Annotated in this window: 13 protein-coding genes; 8 read left to right on the top strand and 5 right to left on the bottom strand. The window is 34.2% G+C overall.

The genetic code is table 11. From position 1 onward, the window contains the following. Positions 1 to 147 precede the first annotated feature (147 nt). Both H0V01_05755 and H0V01_05750 read left to right on the top strand, forming a co-directional pair. The gene (locus H0V01_05755; GenBank protein MBA2582877.1) at positions 148 to 1,341 is read left to right on the top strand and encodes an aminotransferase class I/II-fold pyridoxal phosphate-dependent enzyme; all 1,194 of its coding nucleotides are present in this window, start codon (positions 148 to 150) and stop codon (positions 1,339 to 1,341) included. A 501-nt stretch (positions 1,342 to 1,842) separates the two neighbouring features. Next, entirely contained in the window at positions 1,843 to 3,441 is a 1,599-nt protein-coding gene (locus H0V01_05750) for a Na+/H+ antiporter NhaC family protein (protein MBA2582876.1), read from the top strand. 135 nt (positions 3,442 to 3,576) lie between these two features. Here the strand turns inward: H0V01_05750 and H0V01_05745 are convergent, their stop codons facing one another. From H0V01_05745 to H0V01_05735, 3 genes are all read right to left on the bottom strand, one after another. Next, positions 3,577 to 4,089, bottom strand: coding sequence for a DUF4199 domain-containing protein (locus H0V01_05745; protein ID MBA2582875.1), 513 nt, complete (start codon positions 4,087 to 4,089; stop codon positions 3,577 to 3,579). A 4-nt stretch (positions 4,090 to 4,093) separates the two neighbouring features. Further along, positions 4,094 to 5,854 (bottom strand): transcription termination factor Rho, encoded by a 1,761-nt coding sequence (rho, locus tag H0V01_05740; GenBank protein MBA2582874.1) that lies wholly within the window; start codon positions 5,852 to 5,854, stop codon positions 4,094 to 4,096. A 371-nt stretch (positions 5,855 to 6,225) separates the two neighbouring features. Next, the gene (locus H0V01_05735; protein ID MBA2582873.1) at positions 6,226 to 8,271 is read right to left on the bottom strand and encodes a cation:proton antiporter; all 2,046 of its coding nucleotides are present in this window, start codon (positions 8,269 to 8,271) and stop codon (positions 6,226 to 6,228) included. Positions 8,272 to 8,579: 308 nt separating this feature from the next. Between H0V01_05735 and H0V01_05730 the strand changes: the two genes are divergently transcribed. Further along, a complete protein-coding gene (locus H0V01_05730) occupies positions 8,580 to 9,158 on the top strand; it encodes a DUF2179 domain-containing protein (GenBank protein ID MBA2582872.1) in 579 nt (192 codons plus the stop codon). A gap of 13 nt (positions 9,159 to 9,171) precedes the next feature. Here H0V01_05730 and H0V01_05725 read toward each other — a convergent pair whose 3' ends face one another. Then, positions 9,172 to 9,888, bottom strand: a complete 717-nt coding sequence (locus H0V01_05725; protein MBA2582871.1) for a TerC family protein — start codon at positions 9,886 to 9,888, stop codon at positions 9,172 to 9,174. 164 nt (positions 9,889 to 10,052) lie between these two features. Here H0V01_05725 and H0V01_05720 point away from each other — a divergent pair, with 164 nt between their 5' ends. The 4 genes from H0V01_05720 to H0V01_05705 all read left to right on the top strand — a co-directional run bounded on the left by H0V01_05720 (position 10,053) and on the right by H0V01_05705 (position 15,906). Beyond that, the gene (locus tag H0V01_05720; protein MBA2582870.1) at positions 10,053 to 10,391 is read left to right on the top strand and encodes a PadR family transcriptional regulator; all 339 of its coding nucleotides are present in this window, start codon (positions 10,053 to 10,055) and stop codon (positions 10,389 to 10,391) included. After that, positions 10,384 to 11,958, top strand: a complete 1,575-nt coding sequence (locus H0V01_05715) for a PspC domain-containing protein (GenBank protein ID MBA2582869.1) — start codon at positions 10,384 to 10,386, stop codon at positions 11,956 to 11,958. Before H0V01_05720 ends, H0V01_05715 begins: the two co-directional genes overlap by 8 nt. Before the next feature lie 322 nt (positions 11,959 to 12,280). Next, positions 12,281 to 14,929 (top strand): gliding motility-associated C-terminal domain-containing protein, encoded by a 2,649-nt coding sequence (locus tag H0V01_05710; protein ID MBA2582868.1) that lies wholly within the window; start codon positions 12,281 to 12,283, stop codon positions 14,927 to 14,929. A 47-nt stretch (positions 14,930 to 14,976) separates the two neighbouring features. Continuing rightward, positions 14,977 to 15,906, top strand: coding sequence for a type IX secretion system membrane protein PorP/SprF (locus H0V01_05705; protein ID MBA2582867.1), 930 nt, complete (start codon positions 14,977 to 14,979; stop codon positions 15,904 to 15,906). 381 nt (positions 15,907 to 16,287) lie between these two features. Here the strand turns inward: H0V01_05705 and H0V01_05700 are convergent, their stop codons facing one another. After that, positions 16,288 to 17,685 (bottom strand): hypothetical protein, encoded by a 1,398-nt coding sequence (locus tag H0V01_05700; protein ID MBA2582866.1) that lies wholly within the window; start codon positions 17,683 to 17,685, stop codon positions 16,288 to 16,290. 176 nt (positions 17,686 to 17,861) lie between these two features. Between H0V01_05700 and H0V01_05695 the strand changes: the two genes are divergently transcribed. Then, complete coding sequence (locus H0V01_05695; GenBank protein ID MBA2582865.1) at positions 17,862 to 20,576, top strand: T9SS type A sorting domain-containing protein; 2,715 nt, start codon at positions 17,862 to 17,864, stop codon at positions 20,574 to 20,576. Positions 20,577 to 20,634 lie beyond the last annotated feature (58 nt).

Here is a 20,634-nt window from a genome sequence, read left to right as displayed (position 1 = left end):
ACTTATCCGATTCTCCTATTTTTGGGTGGCTTTATCTAGTAAATCCCATTTGCAAATCAAAATAAATATTCTGTATAAAATAATCTTGCAGCATCAAAAATCAATTCTAATTGGTACTTTTGCAAATTAATCTTATACAGAAGCATTATGAAGTTTGATCCAGCAAGCAGTGTTCAGGACCATCAATATTTTGGAGAATTTGGAGGGGTAAATCCCTCAATTGAAGATTCATCTACCTATACTTTTTTAAAGGCAGATAAAATGGAGGAAATTTTCGAAACTTCTCTTGAAGGATGTTACCTTTATTCCAGACATTGGAACCCAACAAATAAATATCTTTCAGATACACTTGCTGCTCTAGAAAACACAGAATCAGCTCAGGTTGCTTCCTCTGGAATGGGAGCTATTAGTTGTACAGTAATGCAAATATGTAGTAGCGGGGATGAAATAGTTAGCGCAAGAACTGTATATGGGGGAACTTATGCATTATTTAAAAACTTTTTGCCCAAATTTAATGTCCATACCACTTTTGTAAATATTATAAATCTTGAAGAGGTAAAAAAAGCCATTACTCCAAAAACTAAAATACTTTATTGTGAAACTCTGAGCAATCCTTTGCTTGAAGTTGCAGATATTGCTGCCTTATCTAAAATTGCGAAGGCACATAATCTAAAATTAGTAGTGGATAATACCTTCACTCCAATGATAGTTACTCCTGTTAATTTGGGAGCTGATATTGTAATACATAGTTTAACCAAATACATTAACGGTTCAAGCGATACTGTTGCGGGAGTAATATGCGCAAACAATGAATTTATTACCAGTTTGAGCGATGTTAATAATGGAGCTTCAATGTTATTGGGCCCTGTAATGGATAGCATGCGTGCAGCAAGCATCTTGAAAAATTTAAGAACACTTCACATACGAGTTAAACAACACAGTAAAAATGCCCAATTTTTATCCGAGCGGTTGAAAACACTAGGTATAAAAGTTGTTTATCCAGGAATGACAGAACACCCACAACATGAACTTTTAACCAATATGATGAATACCGAATTTGGTTATAGCGGAATGCTTTTAATGGATGTAGGTTCTAAAAAAAGGGCATATCAGCTAATGGAAATGATGCAGGAGGAAAAAATTGGTTATTTAGCCGTTAGTCTTGGATTTTACAAAACTTTATTCAGCGCTCCGGGAAGTAGTACATCATCTGAAATACCAGAGGATGAAAGAACAGAAACAGGAGTCTCTGAAGGTTTGGTGAGAATGTCAATTGGTTTGGACAATGATATTGAGAGAACATACAGTAAAATAAAAGAATGCTTTAATAAATTAGATTAAAGAATTCCTATCTAAATCATCAAAGGCATAACTTTTTTATTATTTTTACCGCCTAAGTAACCACTGTTCGGATTTATTTCAATGCTTTACTTGAAATAAACCTCTTTAAGGGAATTCTTAATAAAAAACAATACCAAGGTGAGATACCATTTATATCTTTTACTTTTTTTAATCGTAAATGTATGTTTTCTGCAATCAGCTATTGCTGATTCCTTATCAATAGTCTCGCAGCAAACTGCAAATCAAATACAACCTGATTTTTCCAAAGCAGAGGTAATATTTCCAACTATAATTGTAAGTGGTGTTGAATCAGAAATCAAGATTAAATTTGATTCTCAAATTAATGGCAAGGCTAATATTTTTGTAAATGGAGCCGAAATACAAGTAAATATAATTGAAGGTTTAGGAATTTTACCCTATACTTTTTCGGAAGAAAGTGAATTTAATATTCATTCCGAAGGTTTTATTTTTCAAAAAAAGGTTTCTCCCATCCCATTATGGATGTCAATACTTCCACCCCTGGTGGCCATACTGATGGCGCTTTTTTTTAGAGAAGTAATAAGTTCATTATTTCTGGGTATTTTTATTGGAACTGGAATTATTCACTTTTATTTACATGGAATAACCGGAATATTTAGTGGATTTCTGGCCGTTCTTGACACCTACATTTTAAAGTCATTGGAAAATTGGGATCACCTTTCCATTATCATCTTTTCTATGATAATAGGTTCCATGGTAACCGTTATTTCAAAGAATGGGGGTATGCAAGGCGTTGTGGATAAAATTTCTGTTTATGCCAAAACCGCTCTTTCAGGACAAATTACAACTTATTTTTTAGGAATCGTGATATTTTTTGATGATTATGCCAATACACTTGTGGTTGGAAATACGATGAGGCCTGTAACAGACAGATTAAATATTTCACGGGAAAAATTAAGCTATATTGTTGATTCTACAGCAGCCCCTATTGCAGCTATTGCATTTGTAACTACTTGGATTGGGGCTCAATTGGGTTACATTAAAGATAGTATTGGAGTAATTGACGGATTAGATGAAAGCGCTTATTCTGTTTTTATCAATTCCTTGCAGTTTGCATTTTATCCTATTTTTACTTTGTTTTTTATTTTAGTGCTTATTTTAAAAGCCAGAGATTTTGGCCCCATGCTAAAAGCCGAACGAAGAGCAAGAGGAATTGCAGGAAATAGTATCCACAATACTCTTTCAGGGGATAATGAAGAACTTGCATCGCTTGAACCTGTAAAAGGAATAACAGCAAAATGGTACAATGCTGTTATTCCCGTTTTGGTTGTTATATTTGGAACAATAGCTGGTCTGTTATATACAGGGTGGGATACGGAAATTTGGAATGATCCTGCCATTAGTTTAGCCAGAAAAATTTCCCATATTATTGGAAATGCTAATTCCTACCATGCATTATTGTGGTCCTCGCTTTCAGGGCTGGCAACGGCTGTTATACTTACCCTTTCACAAAGAATTATGGATATTCATGCCACAATGGAATCTATGATGAAGGGTTTTAAAACAATGCTTGGGGCAGTAATGATACTTGTTCTTGCTTGGTCTCTGGCACTAGTAACAGAGGATATGCACACCGCAAATTTTATTACCGGCATTATGCTTTCTGTTGATGTTAACCCAATTTTTATTCCTGCAATCACTTTTATTCTTGCGGCTTTGGTAGCTTTTTCCACTGGCTCTTCCTGGGGTACAATGGCAATCCTATATCCACTCATGCTGCCTGCAACCTGGTATATTTGTATGGAAACAGGTCTTTCAGAGGAAACAACGCTAATGATATTTTATAATGTAGTGTCTACAGTTTTAGCTGGTTCTGTTCTGGGGGATCACAGCTCTCCTATATCAGACACAACTATTTTAAGTTCCCTTGCTTCCTCATGCAACCATATTGAACATGTAAGAACACAATTGCCCTATGCTTTAACTGTTGGAGCTGTTGCCATGGTTTTTGGAACCATTCCCGGAGCAATGGGAGTTTCCTCCTATATTACATTCCCTTTTGGCTTTTTGATCCTCTTCCTGATTGTTCACTTTTTTGGAAAAAGCTCAGAAAAAGCCTAATGTTGTTTTTTTTAGAGTGTTTTGCCTTTTTGAAATTCATACAATGAATTATCAATTCTAAGCAGGTATTGAGTAAGGCGTATTTATCCTTTCTGACTGAATATTGTATTTCATTAACGGATTAAAATTGAGAAATCAAATACCTGAAACTGCATTCTTTCTTAAAACAAAGCCAGAAACAACAGCATAAAAACATCCAAGAAGTAAATAACCAAAAAGAGTAAAAGAGGCTACTTTATCTGCAGCAAAAAATAACAGTCGAGCATTTAGGTAATATTCCTTCATTTGCTCTTTAGTATAATTATTTTCCGTCATAAGGGAAAGGGTATTCCTTATTTTTTCGGTAAAATATGCTGAATCTATAAAATTATAATAAACATAAATAAAAACACCCATAACGAGCGCATTCATTGCAGCTATTTTACAGCCTGTATTTATGTTTTCCCTAAAACTCTGAGTATGGCTGCTGTTTAAGGTCCTGGCATTGCGCATTCCAAAATAAACCCCAATTAGAATAAACAAGAAAATCAAATAGCTTGAATAATCGCCCATTTTGGAGAACTGATTTTCGGTGAAAAATATTACCAATTTTAAAGAAATTGAAGCTGCAGAAACGGCTAAAGCATATTTAAAAACAAGTTGCCTCACTATATTATCCGTTCATTGAGATTAGGAACTCCTCATTAGTCTTGGTATTTCTCATTCTATCCTGTAGGAACTGCATAGCCTCAACTGAATTCATATCAGAAAGCAGATTTCTTAAAACCCAAATTCTCTGAAGAGATTCCTTATCTAAAAGCAAATCTTCTCTTCTTGTACTTGAAATATTAATATCAATTGCAGGATACAATCGCTTATTGGAAAGTTTACGATCAAGCTGCAATTCCATATTACCCGTTCCTTTAAACTCTTCAAAAATAACTTCATCCATTTTTGAACCAGTATCGGTAAGGGCAGTTGCAAGAATTGTAAGGGAACCTCCATTTTCAATTTTTCTTGCAGCGCCAAAAAATCTTTTTGGTTTGTGAAGTGCATTGGCATCCACACCTCCCGAAAGAACCTTTCCTGAGGCTGGAGACACAGTGTTATAAGCTCTGGCAAGCCTTGTAATTGAATCCAAAAGGATAACAACATCATGTCCACATTCAACCAATCTCTTTGCTTTTTCCAATACAATGTTTGCAACCTTAACATGCCTTTCTGCGGGTTCATCAAAAGTAGAAGAAATTACTTCTGCCTTTACGCTTCTTGCCATATCAGTAACCTCTTCAGGTCTCTCATCAATCAATAATATAATAAGATAAACTTCAGGATGATTTTCAGCAATAGCATTAGCCACCTCTTTCAGAAGAGTCGTTTTTCCTGTCTTAGGTTGAGCAACAATTAATCCACGCTGTCCTTTACCAATAGGGGTAAACATATCCATTATGCGCATGGACTGGGAACTTCTTTTGGAAGTCAGTTGCAATCTTTGCTCTGGAAACAAGGGTGTAAGGTAATCAAAGGGTACACGATCTCTCACAATGGCAGGATCCTGTCCATTTATTTTATCTACTTTAATAAGTGGAAAATATTTTTCACCTTCTTTTGGTGGGCGTACACTTCCTTTTACAGTATCTCCGGTTTTTAAACCAAATAATTTAATTTGAGATTGGGAAACATAAATATCATCTGGAGAATTCAGGTAATTGTAATCTGATGACCTTAAAAATCCATAACCATCCGGCATTATCTCTAGAACTCCTTCACTAATAATGATCCCATCAAAATTAAACAAAGGTTCATTTCTGCGATTTTGGTTTGGATTTTGGTTTGGATTTTGGTTTTGATTTTGGTTTGGGTTTGGATTTGGGTTTTGGTTTGGGTTTGGATTAGGGTTTTGGTTTGGATTAAGGTTTAAATTTTGGTTCGGGTTTTGGTTCGGGTTTTTAAACTGTCCCGGTTTTTTTTGCTCAGGAAATTTTCTTTCTCTCTGCACATCAGATGAACCAATCTCTTGAGGAATATTTTTATTGCTTTCAATTTCCAATGGAGCTTCTATTTCCACCAAAGGTTTCTCAGATTCTGGTTTTGCTTTATTTCCAAAATCCCTGTAATCTGAATTGTCGGCAACTTCTGAAGGAGGTTTAACCCGTTCAATTTCATTTGTTTCTGTACTTACCTGGGAATGGTGATCTGGAGTGCTTTTAGAAACAAAACTTTTTCTTGGAATTCTTGGCTTTTCTATTGGTCTTTTTTCAGATTTTGATTCTGTAAAGTCTTCTTTTTTAACGGATTTTATGGCTTGATAATCTAATATCTGATATACCAATTCCTGTTTTTTTAGGGTATCGAATTTGGGAATGTTTAAGTTTTTTGCTATATCTCTAAGCTCACTCACAAGTTTACTATTCAACTCAATTATATCGTACATGCAACTATTTAAAAAGGTTTGTTTTATAAAATGGGTTTGATTTAAAAATCAATTAAAGAAATTTGTATTAAATGCTCTAAAATTTCCGGATAGTTTATTTTTTGAAGAATCTCAGGCTATAAAACGGATTTGAGGATGCAATTATACAAATAAATAAAATACCTATAACAAATTTAAAAAAAAATTGTTCGAAAAAAAATATCTTTTTGTAGGGTGTTATAGAAATAATAAAAAATGAGGCTAACGGGCCTGTTTTCATTTTTGTATAAATATAAAACGAGGGATTTATAATATTATTTTTCCTGCATATAGAATAAATGCGAGTTAAATTTAAACATTTTTTAATGCTTAGGAAAAACCTGCAAAATGCTTTATTGCATATGTTTAAAAACATCTGGCTCCAGGGTTTGTTCTGGAAACACAATAATAAAGTTAGAGGATTCAAAATATTTTGCAAGATTTTTTGGAACATTATCAAGGAAATGCTTATAGGAAACTGTAGATTTACGGGCACTAATGATCACCAGCAAATCATCAGCTTTAATTTCCTTTGATAAAGACGAAAAATCATCCCATTCATTAAACTCTTTGTAAGAAGAGCTAATTGCAGGCTTTGTGGCTTTTGTAGCAGCAATTAATTTTTCCTTTGTAAAATCTGAAGAATAAAACACAACACTTGCTCCGGTTTGTTTTGAAAGTTTTTTAATTGTTCTCACCCAATGAATAAAACCTTTTTCATATTCTGCATTTGGTGGTACAAGTACAACTATTTTATCAATAGTATTAAGTGGATTAATGATTTTACTAACCAGTATCATTTGTTCCGAATTTTCAAGCAATACATCTAAAATGTTACCAAAAATATTGCTTTTAGCACTTATTTTAGCGTTCCAGCCAATTATAACTTCAGTAATCATTAAATCTCTAATGGCCCTAATTACACCGCTTGCAATATTTAAATCAACCCGGGTTACAACCCTAACTGCATTTTCTGTAGATGAGGCATGGCTAATTGCTTTTTCAAGCATCCTCTCACTCAAAACCAGTTTCTCTTTTGCATCTACATCATCCTTTACCACAGCCAGTGCAAAAATTGGCTCATTTGAAATATCATTTTTTATCATAATGGCAAGATCCATTAGATTTTCAATTGTTGCAGGATTAGAAATAGGAACTAATACTCTATTTGGAATATCCCACAGATCGGGGGCTTTGTTACCCTCAATAATTGCCAGTTCCCGGCCTGCTTTCTCTGTTACAAAAGAACTGATCAGACATGTAAACAGGATCATTAAAATGGTCCCATTCAATACATTTTCATTTAAAAGGCCAAGGTTAAACCCAATAGTTACAGCAGCAAGTGTGGAGGCAGCCTGTGCTGAACTTAATCCAAACATTAGATTTTTTTCAATTTTGGAATAATTAAATATTTTTTGAGTAATAAATGCTGCGATCCATTTACTTAGAAGTGCAACAACAATCATAAGGGCTGCAACTTTCAATGCCTCTGTTCCATTAAAAAACACCCTCAAATTTATTAACATTCCAACTCCAATAAGGAAAAATGGAATGAATAAATTGTTTCCAATAAAATCTATCCTGTTCATTAGAGGAGAGGTGTTTGGAATTAATTTATTCATTGCAAGCCCGGCAATAAAGGCCCCAATTATAGGCTCTATTTTAGCTGCATTGGCAAAATAAGAAGCAGCAAAAACAACAGCAAGAACGAAAATATAATGAGTTCCTCCCTGCCCTTCAAAGTTTTTGAAAAACCACCTTCCAATTTTTGGTATTCCCCAAAAAACAATAAATCCATAAATCGAAAGTGAAACTAAAAATTCTACCCAAAACAAAGTTTCTAACTCTCCCCTGGACATACTAGTAATCACAGATAAAATCATAAGGGCTATGATATTTGTTACCAGTGTACCACCAATTATTACGGTTACAACCTGGGTACGGGTAATCCCTAACCTGCTAACTACCGGATAGGCAATTAAGGTATGGGAGGCGAACATACTGGCCAATAATACAGAAGATATAATATTAAAATTCAGAATGTAGAAGGCAACCAAAATTCCAAGAGCCTGGGGAATTAAAAAAGTAATGAAACCAAATACAAGACTTTTACTTTTATTCTTTCGGAATTGTGTAAGGTCCAGCTCAAGGCCGGCCAAAAACATGATATACAAAAGGCCTACCATTCCAAACAACTCAAAACTCTTATCCCTTTCAAGAAGATTCAAAGCATGGGGACCAATAACAACCCCCGCTAATAAAAGCCCCACCACAGCAGGAACCCTGAATCTTTGAAGCAAAATTGGAGATAACAGGATAATAAACAGTACAAGAGAAAATATTAATACCGGATCAACAATGGGGAAATTTACCTCCCACCACTTTAGTATAAGTTCCATAGTAAAACAAAGTAACTAAATTTAATGCAATACATCCTATTAATGCTTGTTTACATTATTAAATACATTTTTTTTTGTTGTTTAAGCTTGAAAAATTATCAGTAATTTTGTAGTCTTTTAAAAGGCTATAACCTAATACCTTTATTCCTATTGTATTTGTTATACTAATAGTGTTTGTATTTAAAATGCAAAATAATAAAAATTACAATCGAGTTACTAAATGTAAGTTTTCTTAAATAAAAAGGTGTTTTTTTTCATCAGATTATTTTAATATATTAAATAAATATAAAACAGAGATAATATATACAATGGAAGGTTTTGATTATAACAATTGGATTTTATTCCCACTTCTGATTTTTTTTGCAAGGGTTTGTGATGTTAGCCTGGGTACCTTACGTTCTGTATTAGCCGCAAAAGGACATAAAAAAATTGTTCCTTTCATAGGATTTTTTGAAGTGTTGATTTGGCTGGCTGCAATCAGCCAAATTTTTCAAAATTTAAACAACAACTGGCTTTTTTATTTCGCATGGGCTGGAGGATATGCAACGGGAAGTTATATTGGATTGGTTTTGGAAGAAAAAATAGCCTTGGGTGTACAGGTAGTTAGAATAATAACCAATCAAAGCTGTGAAAAGCTTATCTCTGCCTTGGATAGGGAAAAATATGGCCTTACCATTGTGGATGCCCAAGGTGCCAGAGGGCCCGTTAAAATACTTTTCACAACGGTAAAAAGAATAAATGTTGGTAAAGTAATTGACCTTATTAATGAATATAACCCCAACGCCTTCTTTTCTGTGGAGGATGTAAAATCAGCAAGCCAGATTTATATTCCTGCTCTTGATAAAAAAGTTTCTTTTTTCAGAAGAATTCTTCCGGTAAGAAAATAAAAAAAACCTATTTCTACTCTTTCTGAATATTTTTTCTCATTCGTAAATTCAGCACTTCAATAAACATTGAAAATGCCAGTGAAAAATAAACATAACCTTTGGGAACATGAAGGTGAAATGAATCAAAAACAAGCAACATTCCAATCATTAATAAAAAGGATAAGGCAAGTATTTTAACCGTTGGATGATTGTTGACAAAATTACTGACCTTTCCAGAAAAAACAAGCATTATAATCAATGCAATTACTACGGCAATTACCATAATAATAAATTCTTTTGTAAGACCTATTGCAGTAAGAATAGAGTCAAATGAAAAAACAATATCAAGCAAAACAATCTGAATAACAGCTGTTGAAAAACTCATTTGTTTTTTAATCAATGATTTTACATCCTCATCCCCACTTACCTTACTATGAATCTCAGTAGTGCTTTTTGCCATAAGGAAAAGACCTCCTGCAAAAAGTATTAAATCTCTCCAACTGGCAGTAAAATCAAAAAGAGTAAATAAGGGTTTGGTTAATCCTATAATCCATGTTATGGCAAAAAGCAAAGCAATACGCATTATTAAAGCAAGGCTCAAACCAATTAACCTTGCTTTAAACTGTTTTTCTGCCGGTAGTTTTCCAGCAACTATGGAAATAAAAATAATATTATCAATTCCTAAAACTATTTCTAAAACAGTTAAAGTCAAAAGGCTAATTAGCCCTTCCAGCGAAAAAAGAAATTCCATTTATAAATTTTCATCAAAAGTAATATGAATTTTGTTTTAAGAGTTAAAATGATGAATAAATTATTTTACAGTTATAAGCACGAATAAAAAAATATAGTACTTTGTATTGCATAGTACTATATTTTATTTACCTTTGGTGCAACAAAATGAATAACCAATAAGAAATGAACCCGGAAAATGTAAAGCAACAAATGCGAAAAGGAATACTGGAATTCTGTATTCTTTCCATTTTGTCAAGAGGGGATGCTTATCCCTCAGAAATAATCGCTAGATTAAAAGAAGCTAAATTAATTGTGGTTGAAGGAACCTTATATCCCCTTTTAACAAGATTAAAAAACGAAGGTTTACTTTCATACAGATGGGAGGAATCACTTTCAGGGCCACCAAGAAAATATTATGAATTAACTTCAATTGGAGAAGCTTTCCTTGCCAGTTTGAAAGAATCATGGAAAGAACTTGTACAGGCAGTTGAATCAATTTTAAATCAAAAACAAAATGAATAAAACGGTAATTAGTAATATTAGTGGAATGATTTTTCACTTAAATGAGGATGCTTACGATAAACTGAATGTTTATTTGCAAACAATAGGCAGTTATTTTAATGCTTCCGAAGGCAAGGCAGAAATAATGGCTGATATTGAAGCCAGGATAGCAGAAATGTTTAAAGCGAAAATTACAGCAACCAATCAGGTAATAACTGATTCGGATGTAGATGAAGTAATTGCCATAATGGGACAGCCAGAGGAATTTGTGGATGGTCAAAGCCCTCCTGTACAAGGCCAACAAACAAGAAACAGGATATTCAGGGATCCGGACAACAGGATATTTGGAGGAGTTTGTTCTGGATTATCTGCCTATTTTGGAATTAGTGACCCCATTTGGTTACGTCTTTTATTTGTATTGATGCTTTTTATTTTTGGAACAGGCCCATTATTATATATTATTCTTTGGATAATTATTCCACAAGCCAAAACATCGGCTGAAAAGCTCGAAATGAAAGGCGAACCAGTTAATATCAATAATATAAGCAAATCTGTTCATGAAGAATTTGAAGGAATAAAAAAAAAATTCAACGAATTTTCTACCGAAGCTAAAAACATAAACAAATCTGAAAATTACGCTAAGATAAAATATACAGCAAATCGGTTTACTGATTTTATATTGAATATATTACGCTTAGCAATTGTTTCAATCGGAAAGTTGTTCGGATTTCTATTAATCCTATTCTCTATCGTATTTTTAGTGAGTATTATAGTATTATTTGTTGGAAGCAATGTATTTATTGATGCAGGTTTGGATAGTGTTTCCGGATTCTCATTCAATGAAGTTTTTGTTTATTTTTTCAGCTCCCCTGAGCAAATGAGATTAGTGAAAATTGCATTGTTCCTGGTTTTGTTTGTTCCATTTTTTTCATTGTTAATAGCAGGTATTAAAATTCTATTTAATATAAAGAGAAAAATAAGTGGAATGGGATCGGTATTTTTTATTTTCTGGCTTGCAGGAATTGCAATATTAATTTTCAGCGCCTTTAAATTGTCTTCTGATTTTTCAAATAAGGCTTCACTTGTAAATGAAATTTCACCCACACAAATAACAAGCGATATCCTATATATTGGAATGAACGAATTAAACAGCCCAAATTTCACATTCAAGGCCGATTCTAAAGCATGTATTTTTCATATTGAGGATGAACATGTATTGGTAGGTTATCCAAAATTAAATATTATTGCATCTGAATCAGATAGTTTTAAAATTAATATTACCAATACAAGTTTCGGATCTAATAAAAAAGAAGCCGTAGAGCGTAGCAAAAGAATAGGGTATAATTATATACAAGCTGATTCCCTTATTGTTTTTGATGGTTTTTATAAAATAGAACAGGAAGATAAATACAGGTTGCAACAAGTATACATAACTGTAAGAGTTCCAGAAGGAAAATCCGTTGAGTTAAACCCCCTGCTTAAAAAAATGCTTTACAATGTTGAAAATACAGATAATATTGAGGATAAAAACATGGCTGGAAAAAGATGGAAAATGACACCCCATGGATTAAAATGTGAGAATTGCTAAAGTTTTTTAAGTTGTTATGATGTTCTTAAGAACATCATAACAACCTCATAACTTATTTAAAATAATGTATTTTTTATTCCATGAATTTTCAATTCAACTACCTCAAAGTTATTCTTTGAACTCTCCCTTGCATGCCATATTTTTTTCTTAAAGAAAATTTGTGAAACTAACTTCATGGATAGTGGAAAAGATGATACAACTTTTAAATTCAAGTTTTAGATTTAATCTCCTACCTCTATCCTAAATCCACTTATAATTTAAGAAGTGGCACATAATTCATTAGTTTTTAAATATTCAATTAAATATTTAAAAAACTATAATTATGAAGAAAACTAATTACTATGGTAAATTTCAGCTGTTACTGTATTTGGCTATTTTTACTTTGTTCACTACGGAAAAATCATTTTCCCAATGTGATTCTACCGTTCCTTATTTTGAAGTAGATTTTACAGGAAACCCAGAAGGAACTTGGATTTCTCCTTCTCACAGTAGAAAAGGATTGTGTTGTTCTGCTTCCGGTTCAAAACTTTGCACTTCTTTCATGATAACTCTTGACACTCTTGCGGTAGCCGTGAAAGTAGAAATAATAGAGGGCGCAATGCCATCTGGAGCACTTTATTATCAAATTAATTGCGGCCCTGATGTGATGATAGGAGAAGAAATTTGTATAAGTGGGGTTGGCCCTCATTTTATTACATTTTGCAAACCTGGCACAAATGTTAATAAATATAAGATTAGTTCAATAGCAATCCCAACTTTTCCGCCTGATGACTACTCAAGAGTTATTTGCAATAGGGAAATTAAAACATTTGGTTTAGATTATTCTACAATTACTTTAAACTCCATTTACCCAGGAGAAGCAGGGGAATACAATCATTATCTAAGCTGTACCAGTGCTTGTTCTACTATTTATTTTTCACCCGATTCTTTGGCCCCAGAATATATAGATTATTCAATTTGTGGTTATCCCATTGCCGATAAATGCGGTTTTACTCAAACACTTTGTGATACTTTCAGGATTTATATTTTACCTGGGTTATCGGCAACCATTTCTCCTAGCAATGCAGCGCTTTGTCCAGGAAACTCTGGAACTATGATTTCTAGCTTTGCAAATGGTGGCGATGGTAATTATTCATATAGCTGGAGAGACTCAAATGGAACAATTGTTTCCACATCTTCTGATTATTTTGCAACCGCTGCAGGAAATTACACGCTTGAAATAAAAGATGGATTAAGTGAGGACGGTTGCAATTCATTGTTAATTACTGTTCCTGTAACAACAACAACTCCTATTGAAGCAGAGATAATAAATATTGAAAAGGTATTATGTACAGGCGAGAACAATGGTTCTGCTGCAGTACAGGTTACCGGAGGTATTGGGGTTTATTCCTATTCATGGAATACTTCCCCTGTTCAAACTTCAAATACAGCAACAGGTTTATCAGCAGGAAATTACGAAGTTATTATTAATGATAGTAATGAATGTTCTACCCCACTTAAACTTTCAGTAACTATAACAGAACCCGAAGATTCATTAAATGTTTCTCTTGTTTTACAGGAAAACAATAAATGTAAAGGAGATTCTATTGGAGAAATTGCTGTTCTTACTACAGGGGGAAGCGGAAATTACACTTACGTGTGGAATACTTCGCCTGTCCAAAATACTGCTCATATAACCAATTTAACATCTGGTAATTATACCCTTGAAGTTTTTGATACAAATGGTTGCCTTACACCCATAGATATTACTGTAAATATAACTGAACCTTCTAATTCGTTAACTGCTAACATCGGTACTCAGCTAAATGTTTTATGCAAAGGTGATTTAAATGGTGAGGCAACGGTTGTGGCTACAGGTGGAAGTGGAAATTATAATTATGAATGGAGTACTTCACCCGTTCAATTTACTTCAACGGTTAATGGCCTTTCAGAAGGCTCATACAATGTTTTGGTCTCTGATACCAATGGTTGTGAAAGTAAGATCACTTTATCGGTAAACATAACCGAACCTGAAAACTTATATGTGGTTGCTTCCATAGAACCTGCAAAATGCAATGAAAACAGTGGCAAAATTTCGGTGAATGTCAATGGCGGAACCGCTCCCTACTCCTATTCCTGGAATAATGGTAGCAGTGAAAGTGAAATTATTGATTTAACCAGCGGGTTGTATAATGTTACAGTTATTGATAACAATAATTGTGAACAACAACTCATGATATCTTTAGATGAAATATCTGCAATGCAATTAAGCGCAGAATCAGAAAATGTTAGTTGCAATGGCTTAAACAATGGATCTGCCTTAATCAATGTAAGCAATGGAGCTGCTCCCTACGAGTTTGAATGGAGCAATGGCGCAACTACTTCTCAATTAACAGATTTATCAGCAGGCACTTATGAAGTAACAATAAGGGATAAAGACAATTGCAAAACAACGCGACAAATAACTATAAATCAACCGGAGGTTTTATCGGTTAACTTAACAGCATCAGTTTTTACAAATACTTTTAATATTAGTGCATACAATGGAAGTGATGGAGCTATAAATATTGATCCATCAGGAGGGGCTCAACCATATTCTTATAAATGGTCAACAGGCGCTATTACCTCTGATATAAGTAATTTAAAGGCTGGTATCTATGAAGTTTCTATAACCGATGCAAATGGTTGTACAACAACAGCAAGCGCAGTACTAAACGAACCATTAATGCTTGAAATGCCAACCGGCTTTTCCCCTAACAACAGTGGTAAAAACGATAGTTTTATTATTAAAGGAATTGAAGAATTCCCGAACAATAACTTTACTGTTTTTAACAGATGGGGAAATGAAGTTTATACTATGGAAAACTACATGAATGAGTGGAACGGGACCAATAACAAAGGAGAAGTTCTTCCCACAGGAACCTATTTTGTTCTATTAATTATAAATAATGGAGATACAATGCTGAAAGGTTTTGTTGATTTAAGAAAATAATTAATATAAAATAAAAACAGTCAATAATTTAAAAAAATATAAAAACTATGAAAAAAATAATTTTACTTCTCACACTGGTTATTTATACAGGGGTTTTGCTCGCACAGCAGCAATCAATGGTAAGCCAGTATATGTTTAACGGTTTATTCTTAAACCCTGGTTATACAGGAAGCCATGGAAAAGTAAGCACCAACTTACATTACCGAAGCCAATGGGCAGGGTTTGATGGTGCTCCAAAAACAAGCATACTTTCAGTTGACGGAATGCTTAAGGATAATAAGAATTCTTTGGGGCTTATTTTAAGTCATGATAAAATTGGAGTTACAAGCCAAAGTGACCTGCTTTTAAATTATGCTTACCATATAAAAACAGGTACAAACAGTCACCTTTCATTGGGATTAAGAGGCGGGTTTGGAATTTATGGAAGTGATGCTGGTTCGTTGAAAGTTTGGGATTCTGAAGATGAAATGTTTACCAATCCAACTAACAACAAATTCGTTCCTCAAGCTGGTTTTGGCGCTTACTATTATTCCTCTAATTACTTTGCCGGAATTTCAATTCCCACTTTAATTGCTTATGATAAAGAGGAATCTTTTAATTTGGATGTGCAAAAATCATCTATCTACCACAGGCATTATTATTTACACTCTGGAATTGTACATACAATTAACGATGATGTAAAAATAAAACCAACAGTTTTAATTAAATACTTACCAGAGGCACCAGTTCAAGCTGATTTGAATGTTAATTTCTTGTTTTACAATATGATTTGGACTGGTGTTTCATACAGAACTGGGGAAGCAATTGTTGGAATTGCTGAATACCAAACTGATTTTGGTTTAAGGATTGGTTACTCCTTCGATTACACCTTAAAAAGAATAAGAAATTTTTCTTATGGCTCTCATGAAATTTTATTGGGATACGATATAGTTAAGAAAAAAAGCAGCAGCAGCAACAAAAACCCAAGGTTATTATAAATTAAAACAAATAGAATAATTTATACACGAATCGATTAAGTTAATAAGGCTGTTTCATTAAATTGAGACAGCCTTATTTATTATTTCTACTACTGTTTATGGGGTTTAATATAGCCCAAGTTGCAGCTTACCACACGGAGGTTCTGTTGTAAGGATAATTAACAATGCTGCTAAAAAAGCAAAAATCAGAAAAAATTAACACCTCCTATTTTACGAAGTCAAGGGGAGTTTCTAAAGCCGGTGATTTTGTTTAATAATTATTTATGAATTGTTTTCTGTTATATCTGGAATTTTTGTCCATTTGCTCAAAAAATCAGGAAAGAAAAGTCAGTTGAGCAGCCTTGGAAGCTAACCGGATTCAGCGGACTTTATAAACATTTTCTAATTAAGTTCTTTCCATTTTTGCCTGAGCCATCCTATGTCGGCGGCAGGGCTTTTACTTAATGCCTCCTCTAAATTTATTTTTGAAGAAAACCCTTCTTTTACCCTATTCAGATTTATTGATATTTTTCCGAAATTAATGTAAAGTTGTTTTTGATACACAGAAAGGTTGGCCTTTCTGTGTACAAGAATTTTCAGGCTGTTATAGGCATTTTCAATGGCATCGGTATCTGCATTTTCGAAATAAATTTTCATCAGGAGTACCTTTGAATCCAGCTGGTATACGATATCAGTGAATTCTACCTCCTGTAACAATTTCAAGGAACGCTTATATTCTTTTCGCTGAAATTCCAGCCTTGCTTTATTATAGTTATAGGCATTCTCCCTTATATTTTTTTGAAGTTTTTCGCTTTGTTTTTCAATAAAGTTTTCTGTCCAATTCAATTGGTTGAGCCTAAGAGCAACAGAAACGATATTCTTAAAATCAAATTGAGATATTAATCCTTCCGAAAAAATTGTTTTATTTTCAAGCTGGAAACAATACCATTCAAATAATTCTGAAAGGTATTTTTCATCTCCTGAATTGATTTTTCTTATGCAGAAATTCTGTGCATAGGCAAAGAGGTCGTTCTGTTCTGCAGGATCGAAGGCATTGAAAATTTTCTTCAACACCTGGCTGAAATTTTTGTAATCCTCTTCTTTACCATTAGTAAGGATTTTGAAAATCAGGAAATATAAATTTATGGCAGCCTCTTTTAAGATTTCCGGACTTAACTGTTGAATAAAACGTGTTATAAATGAATGTTTTGTATGCTCAGAAAAAATAGAGCTCCTGTTCAGTAATTCACAAACATACCTTAGGCGGTTATAAAAATAATTCTTATCAATTGCCAAAATCACTTTTTCAGTGAGGTCTACAGAAGTCCTGCTTTTTTGCATGGAATGATAGTTATAGGAAATTTCCTTTAGTTCAAGGTCCGACTTGTAAAATTTGAAATCTCTTTTTAATGACTGCTCATTTTTTTCGTGTTGTGAGTTTAATTCCTGCTGAAAATATTTATCAAGTTTACGTGTGGAAAGTGCTCTTAGTTTAAAGCTGTGTATTTCTGATTGATTCAATTCTTTCCAGCTAAAGAAAAGTTCCAGTTGTTTATTAAGATGGCTCATAGCATATCTTAAAAGAGAATCTTCATATTCCAGTGCGGGAAATGTTTTTTTAAAAATAGTTTCTTTTTTTAGCTTTACTGCAGAAAAATCTGGATGAATTTTTTTCAGATAGCTGAATAATTTTTCTGCATTGGGAAAATTCCCTGCAAGCCCTGATGAAAGAAAAGCAGAAAATTCTTCAATTTCTTTTTCCTTTAGAGCACTTAAATAATGAATGGTTTTATAGGACATATGACAAAAAATAAAAAAAACAAACCATAAAAAACACAAATACAGAAACTTAACAAAGAAAAAGTATTTTATTTGTTCCGACAAAGGTAGCTTTTTGTATTTGTTCAGGGAAATTTAATGGTGAATATTTGCATTGTGAATAACTGTCAGGAAATATTAACTAAATTAGTCAAAATATGAAAAGTATTATAAGCCACCTGCTCCATTTACTGATTTTTGTTTCGGTAAATTTGTTTGCCCAGTCCCCAGTGGCTGACTTTACTGCAAACAATACAACCACCTGTGAAGGAGGCTGTGTAAATTTTACAGATTTAAGCACTAATGCACCAGGCTCCTTGGAATGGGATTTTGGGGATGGCACAGTTTCCACTTTACAAAACCCTCAAAAGTGCTATGCAATTGCGGGAACATATACAATTTCTTTAATCGCGACCAATGCAAGCGGGAGTGATACAAAAACAATGCTTAATTATATAACAGTTTTTCCTGCTCCTGTTGTTTCAATAAGCCCTTCTGCTCCGATAATTTGCTTTGGAGATTCTGTTACATTAATACCCTCTGTAAATATGCAGGTGACCTATGTATGGTCTCCCCCTGATGGCTTGAGTGGTACGATAATAGCAAATCCAACAGCTTTTCCTTCCTCCACAACCACTTATACATTATTGGTTACCTCACTGGAAGGTTGCACAAACAATGAAAATGTTACGGTAACAGTAGCACCAGCCATAAATATTTCTGTAAATGCCACCCATGTGAGTTGTCCTGGACTTTGTGATGGAGAAATTTCTGTTTTTGCCTCAGGTGGAACACCACCTTATGCCTATGAATGGAATCCTGGTGGAATAATGCCTGCGGTTGTTACAGGTATCTGTCCGGGAACTTATACGGTATTAATTACGGATGTACAAGGTTGTCAAAAATTGGATAGTGTAACTATAAATGGGCCACCGCAGATTTTAATTAATGCCAGTTCATCAGATGTCAGTTGCATTGGCTATTGCAATGGGAGTGTTTCAGCAAATGTTTCAGGAGGTTCAGGAAGTTATACTTATTTGTGGATGCCAGGAGGAATTACAGTTCCAAACTATTCAAACTTATGTCCTGGAATAAAAACTTTGTTTGTAACGGATGATAATGGTTGTACAGATTCTGCATCTGTAATTATTAGCGAACCATTAGCTATTGTTTCCAATATCAGTGGAACAGATGTGAGCTGTTATGGCTTTTGTGATGGGCAAGCTTCGGTTTCTCCCACAGGAGGGAATCTACCTTATTCTTATCAATGGAGTCCTGCTGGAATGACGACTTCGATTGTTGCAGGTATCTGTATGGGAACTTATACGGTATTAATTACAGATGTACAAGGTTGTCAAAAATTGGACAGTATAACTATAAATGGGCCTTCTCCCATTGTTTCCAATATCAGCGGAACAGATGTGAGTTGTTCTGGCTTTTGTGATGGACAAGCGGCAGTAAACCCAACGGGTGGAAATCCTCTTTATACCTATCAATGGAACAATGGGGTGAATGCCCCTCAAATTTCGGGTGCTTGTTCGGGAACTTATGTGGTATTAATTACGGATGAACAAGGTTGTCAAAAAATGGATACTGTAATTATAAATGAGCAACCGCAGATTTTAATTTCTTTTACAACTATTCAACCCTCCTGTGGCCAATGCGATGGATTGGCAACTGTTTATCCAACAGGAGGGACAGCTCCTTATTTCTACTCCTGGAATACTATTCCTGTTCAAACAGGGCAAACAGCGGTATTTTGTTACATTGTTTCCCCTTTTATTGTAACAGTAACTGATTCAGATGGATGCGAAGCTATTGATTCTTTAATTGCATCCTCTAACTGCGATTCCATCTGGCCCGGTGATGCAAATAACGATATGATTGCCAACAACGATGACCTCTTGCCCATTGGTATTGCCTATGGTGAAACTGGGCCGGTAAGAACAGGAGCAAGCATTTTGTGGGAAGGGCAAGTTGCAGAAAACTGGATGGATACCTTAAGCACTGGTGTGAACTTTAAACACATAGATACAAACGGAGATGGAATCATCAACAGCGATGATACTCTTGCCATTTACCAGAATTACGGTTTAATACACCAGAAATGGCCTGCATCTTCTTCTGGAAGCGCCTCGGATCCTGAAATTTATTTTGAGTTTCCTTCTGATACTATTGGCCAAAACCAGGAAATTGAAATAATGGTGTATTTTGGGACTTCCACAAATGAAGTTACAGATGTTTATGGAATTGCCTTTTCAATTGATTATGATCCTTTACTGGTGGATTCCGGCTCTGTCAGGATGGACCCTGAAGCCTGCTGGATGGGGGATTACGGTATCAGTCTGATAAGTTTTCAAAAAGATATGTATTCATTTGGCCGGTTGGATGCAGCCATCACCCGGATTAATCAAACAAATACTTCAGGTTATGGCCCCCTTGCAAAAATCACTATTGTTACTACTGATAATTTGGCAGGAAAAACCGGAATTTATCAAGATTTTTCGCTGAGCATTTCTAACCTTACCATTATTTCAATTAACGGAGATACTTTAAATGCCAATGTTACTCCGGGAAGTGTGGTAGTTACTGACCAGATTATTTCTGTTAATGAATCGGAAAAGAAATCCTCCTTAAAGGTTTATCCTAATCCTGCAACTTCAGTTTTAAATGTAGTTGCAAGGGGTTTTTCGGATTCTTCAGCCATCAGCATTACAGATGTTTTGGGCAGGCAGGTCCTAAACAAAAGGATAAGCTCTGGAAACAATGTCATTTCAGAAAAGATAGATGTTTCAATGCTTAATGCAGGGGTTTATTTTATTTCGCTGGAAAAACAGGCTGAAAAAGTAAAACTGATAATCACGAAAAATTAACGAGGGCTGCCAATTAAGTTTACTGCTTCACATTATCAAAAGTTTTCACCACATCCCT

It is taken from the genome of Bacteroidota bacterium, from assembly GCA_013696965.1.
Classification (GTDB): Bacteria; Bacteroidota; Bacteroidia; order JACCXN01; family JACCXN01; genus JACCXN01.
The sequence above is the reverse complement of the archived record's forward strand: the minus strand, read 5'-3'. Positions and strand labels throughout refer to the sequence as shown.

Excerpts from the sequence above, each read along its gene's own strand:
- H0V01_05715 (MBA2582869.1), top strand. The coding sequence starts at position 10,384 with ATGAATAAAACGGTAATTAGTAATATTAGTGGAATGATTTTTCACTTA.
- H0V01_05695 (MBA2582865.1), top strand. The coding sequence starts at position 17,862 with ATGAAAAGTATTATAAGCCACCTGCTCCATTTACTGATTTTTGTTTCG.
- rho (MBA2582874.1), bottom strand. The coding sequence starts at position 5,854 with ATGTACGATATAATTGAGTTGAATAGTAAACTTGTGAGTGAGCTTAGA.
- H0V01_05705 (MBA2582867.1), top strand. The coding sequence starts at position 14,977 with ATGAAAAAAATAATTTTACTTCTCACACTGGTTATTTATACAGGGGTT.
- H0V01_05700 (MBA2582866.1), bottom strand. The coding sequence starts at position 17,685 with ATGTCCTATAAAACCATTCATTATTTAAGTGCTCTAAAGGAAAAAGAA.
- H0V01_05720 (MBA2582870.1), top strand. The coding sequence starts at position 10,053 with ATGAACCCGGAAAATGTAAAGCAACAAATGCGAAAAGGAATACTGGAA.
- H0V01_05710 (MBA2582868.1), top strand. The coding sequence starts at position 12,281 with ATGAAGAAAACTAATTACTATGGTAAATTTCAGCTGTTACTGTATTTG.
- H0V01_05730 (MBA2582872.1), top strand. The coding sequence starts at position 8,580 with ATGGAAGGTTTTGATTATAACAATTGGATTTTATTCCCACTTCTGATT.
- H0V01_05750 (MBA2582876.1), top strand. The coding sequence starts at position 1,843 with ATGTCAATACTTCCACCCCTGGTGGCCATACTGATGGCGCTTTTTTTT.
- H0V01_05725 (MBA2582871.1), bottom strand. The coding sequence starts at position 9,888 with ATGGAATTTCTTTTTTCGCTGGAAGGGCTAATTAGCCTTTTGACTTTA.
- H0V01_05735 (MBA2582873.1), bottom strand. The coding sequence starts at position 8,271 with ATGGAACTTATACTAAAGTGGTGGGAGGTAAATTTCCCCATTGTTGAT.
- H0V01_05755 (MBA2582877.1), top strand. The coding sequence starts at position 148 with ATGAAGTTTGATCCAGCAAGCAGTGTTCAGGACCATCAATATTTTGGA.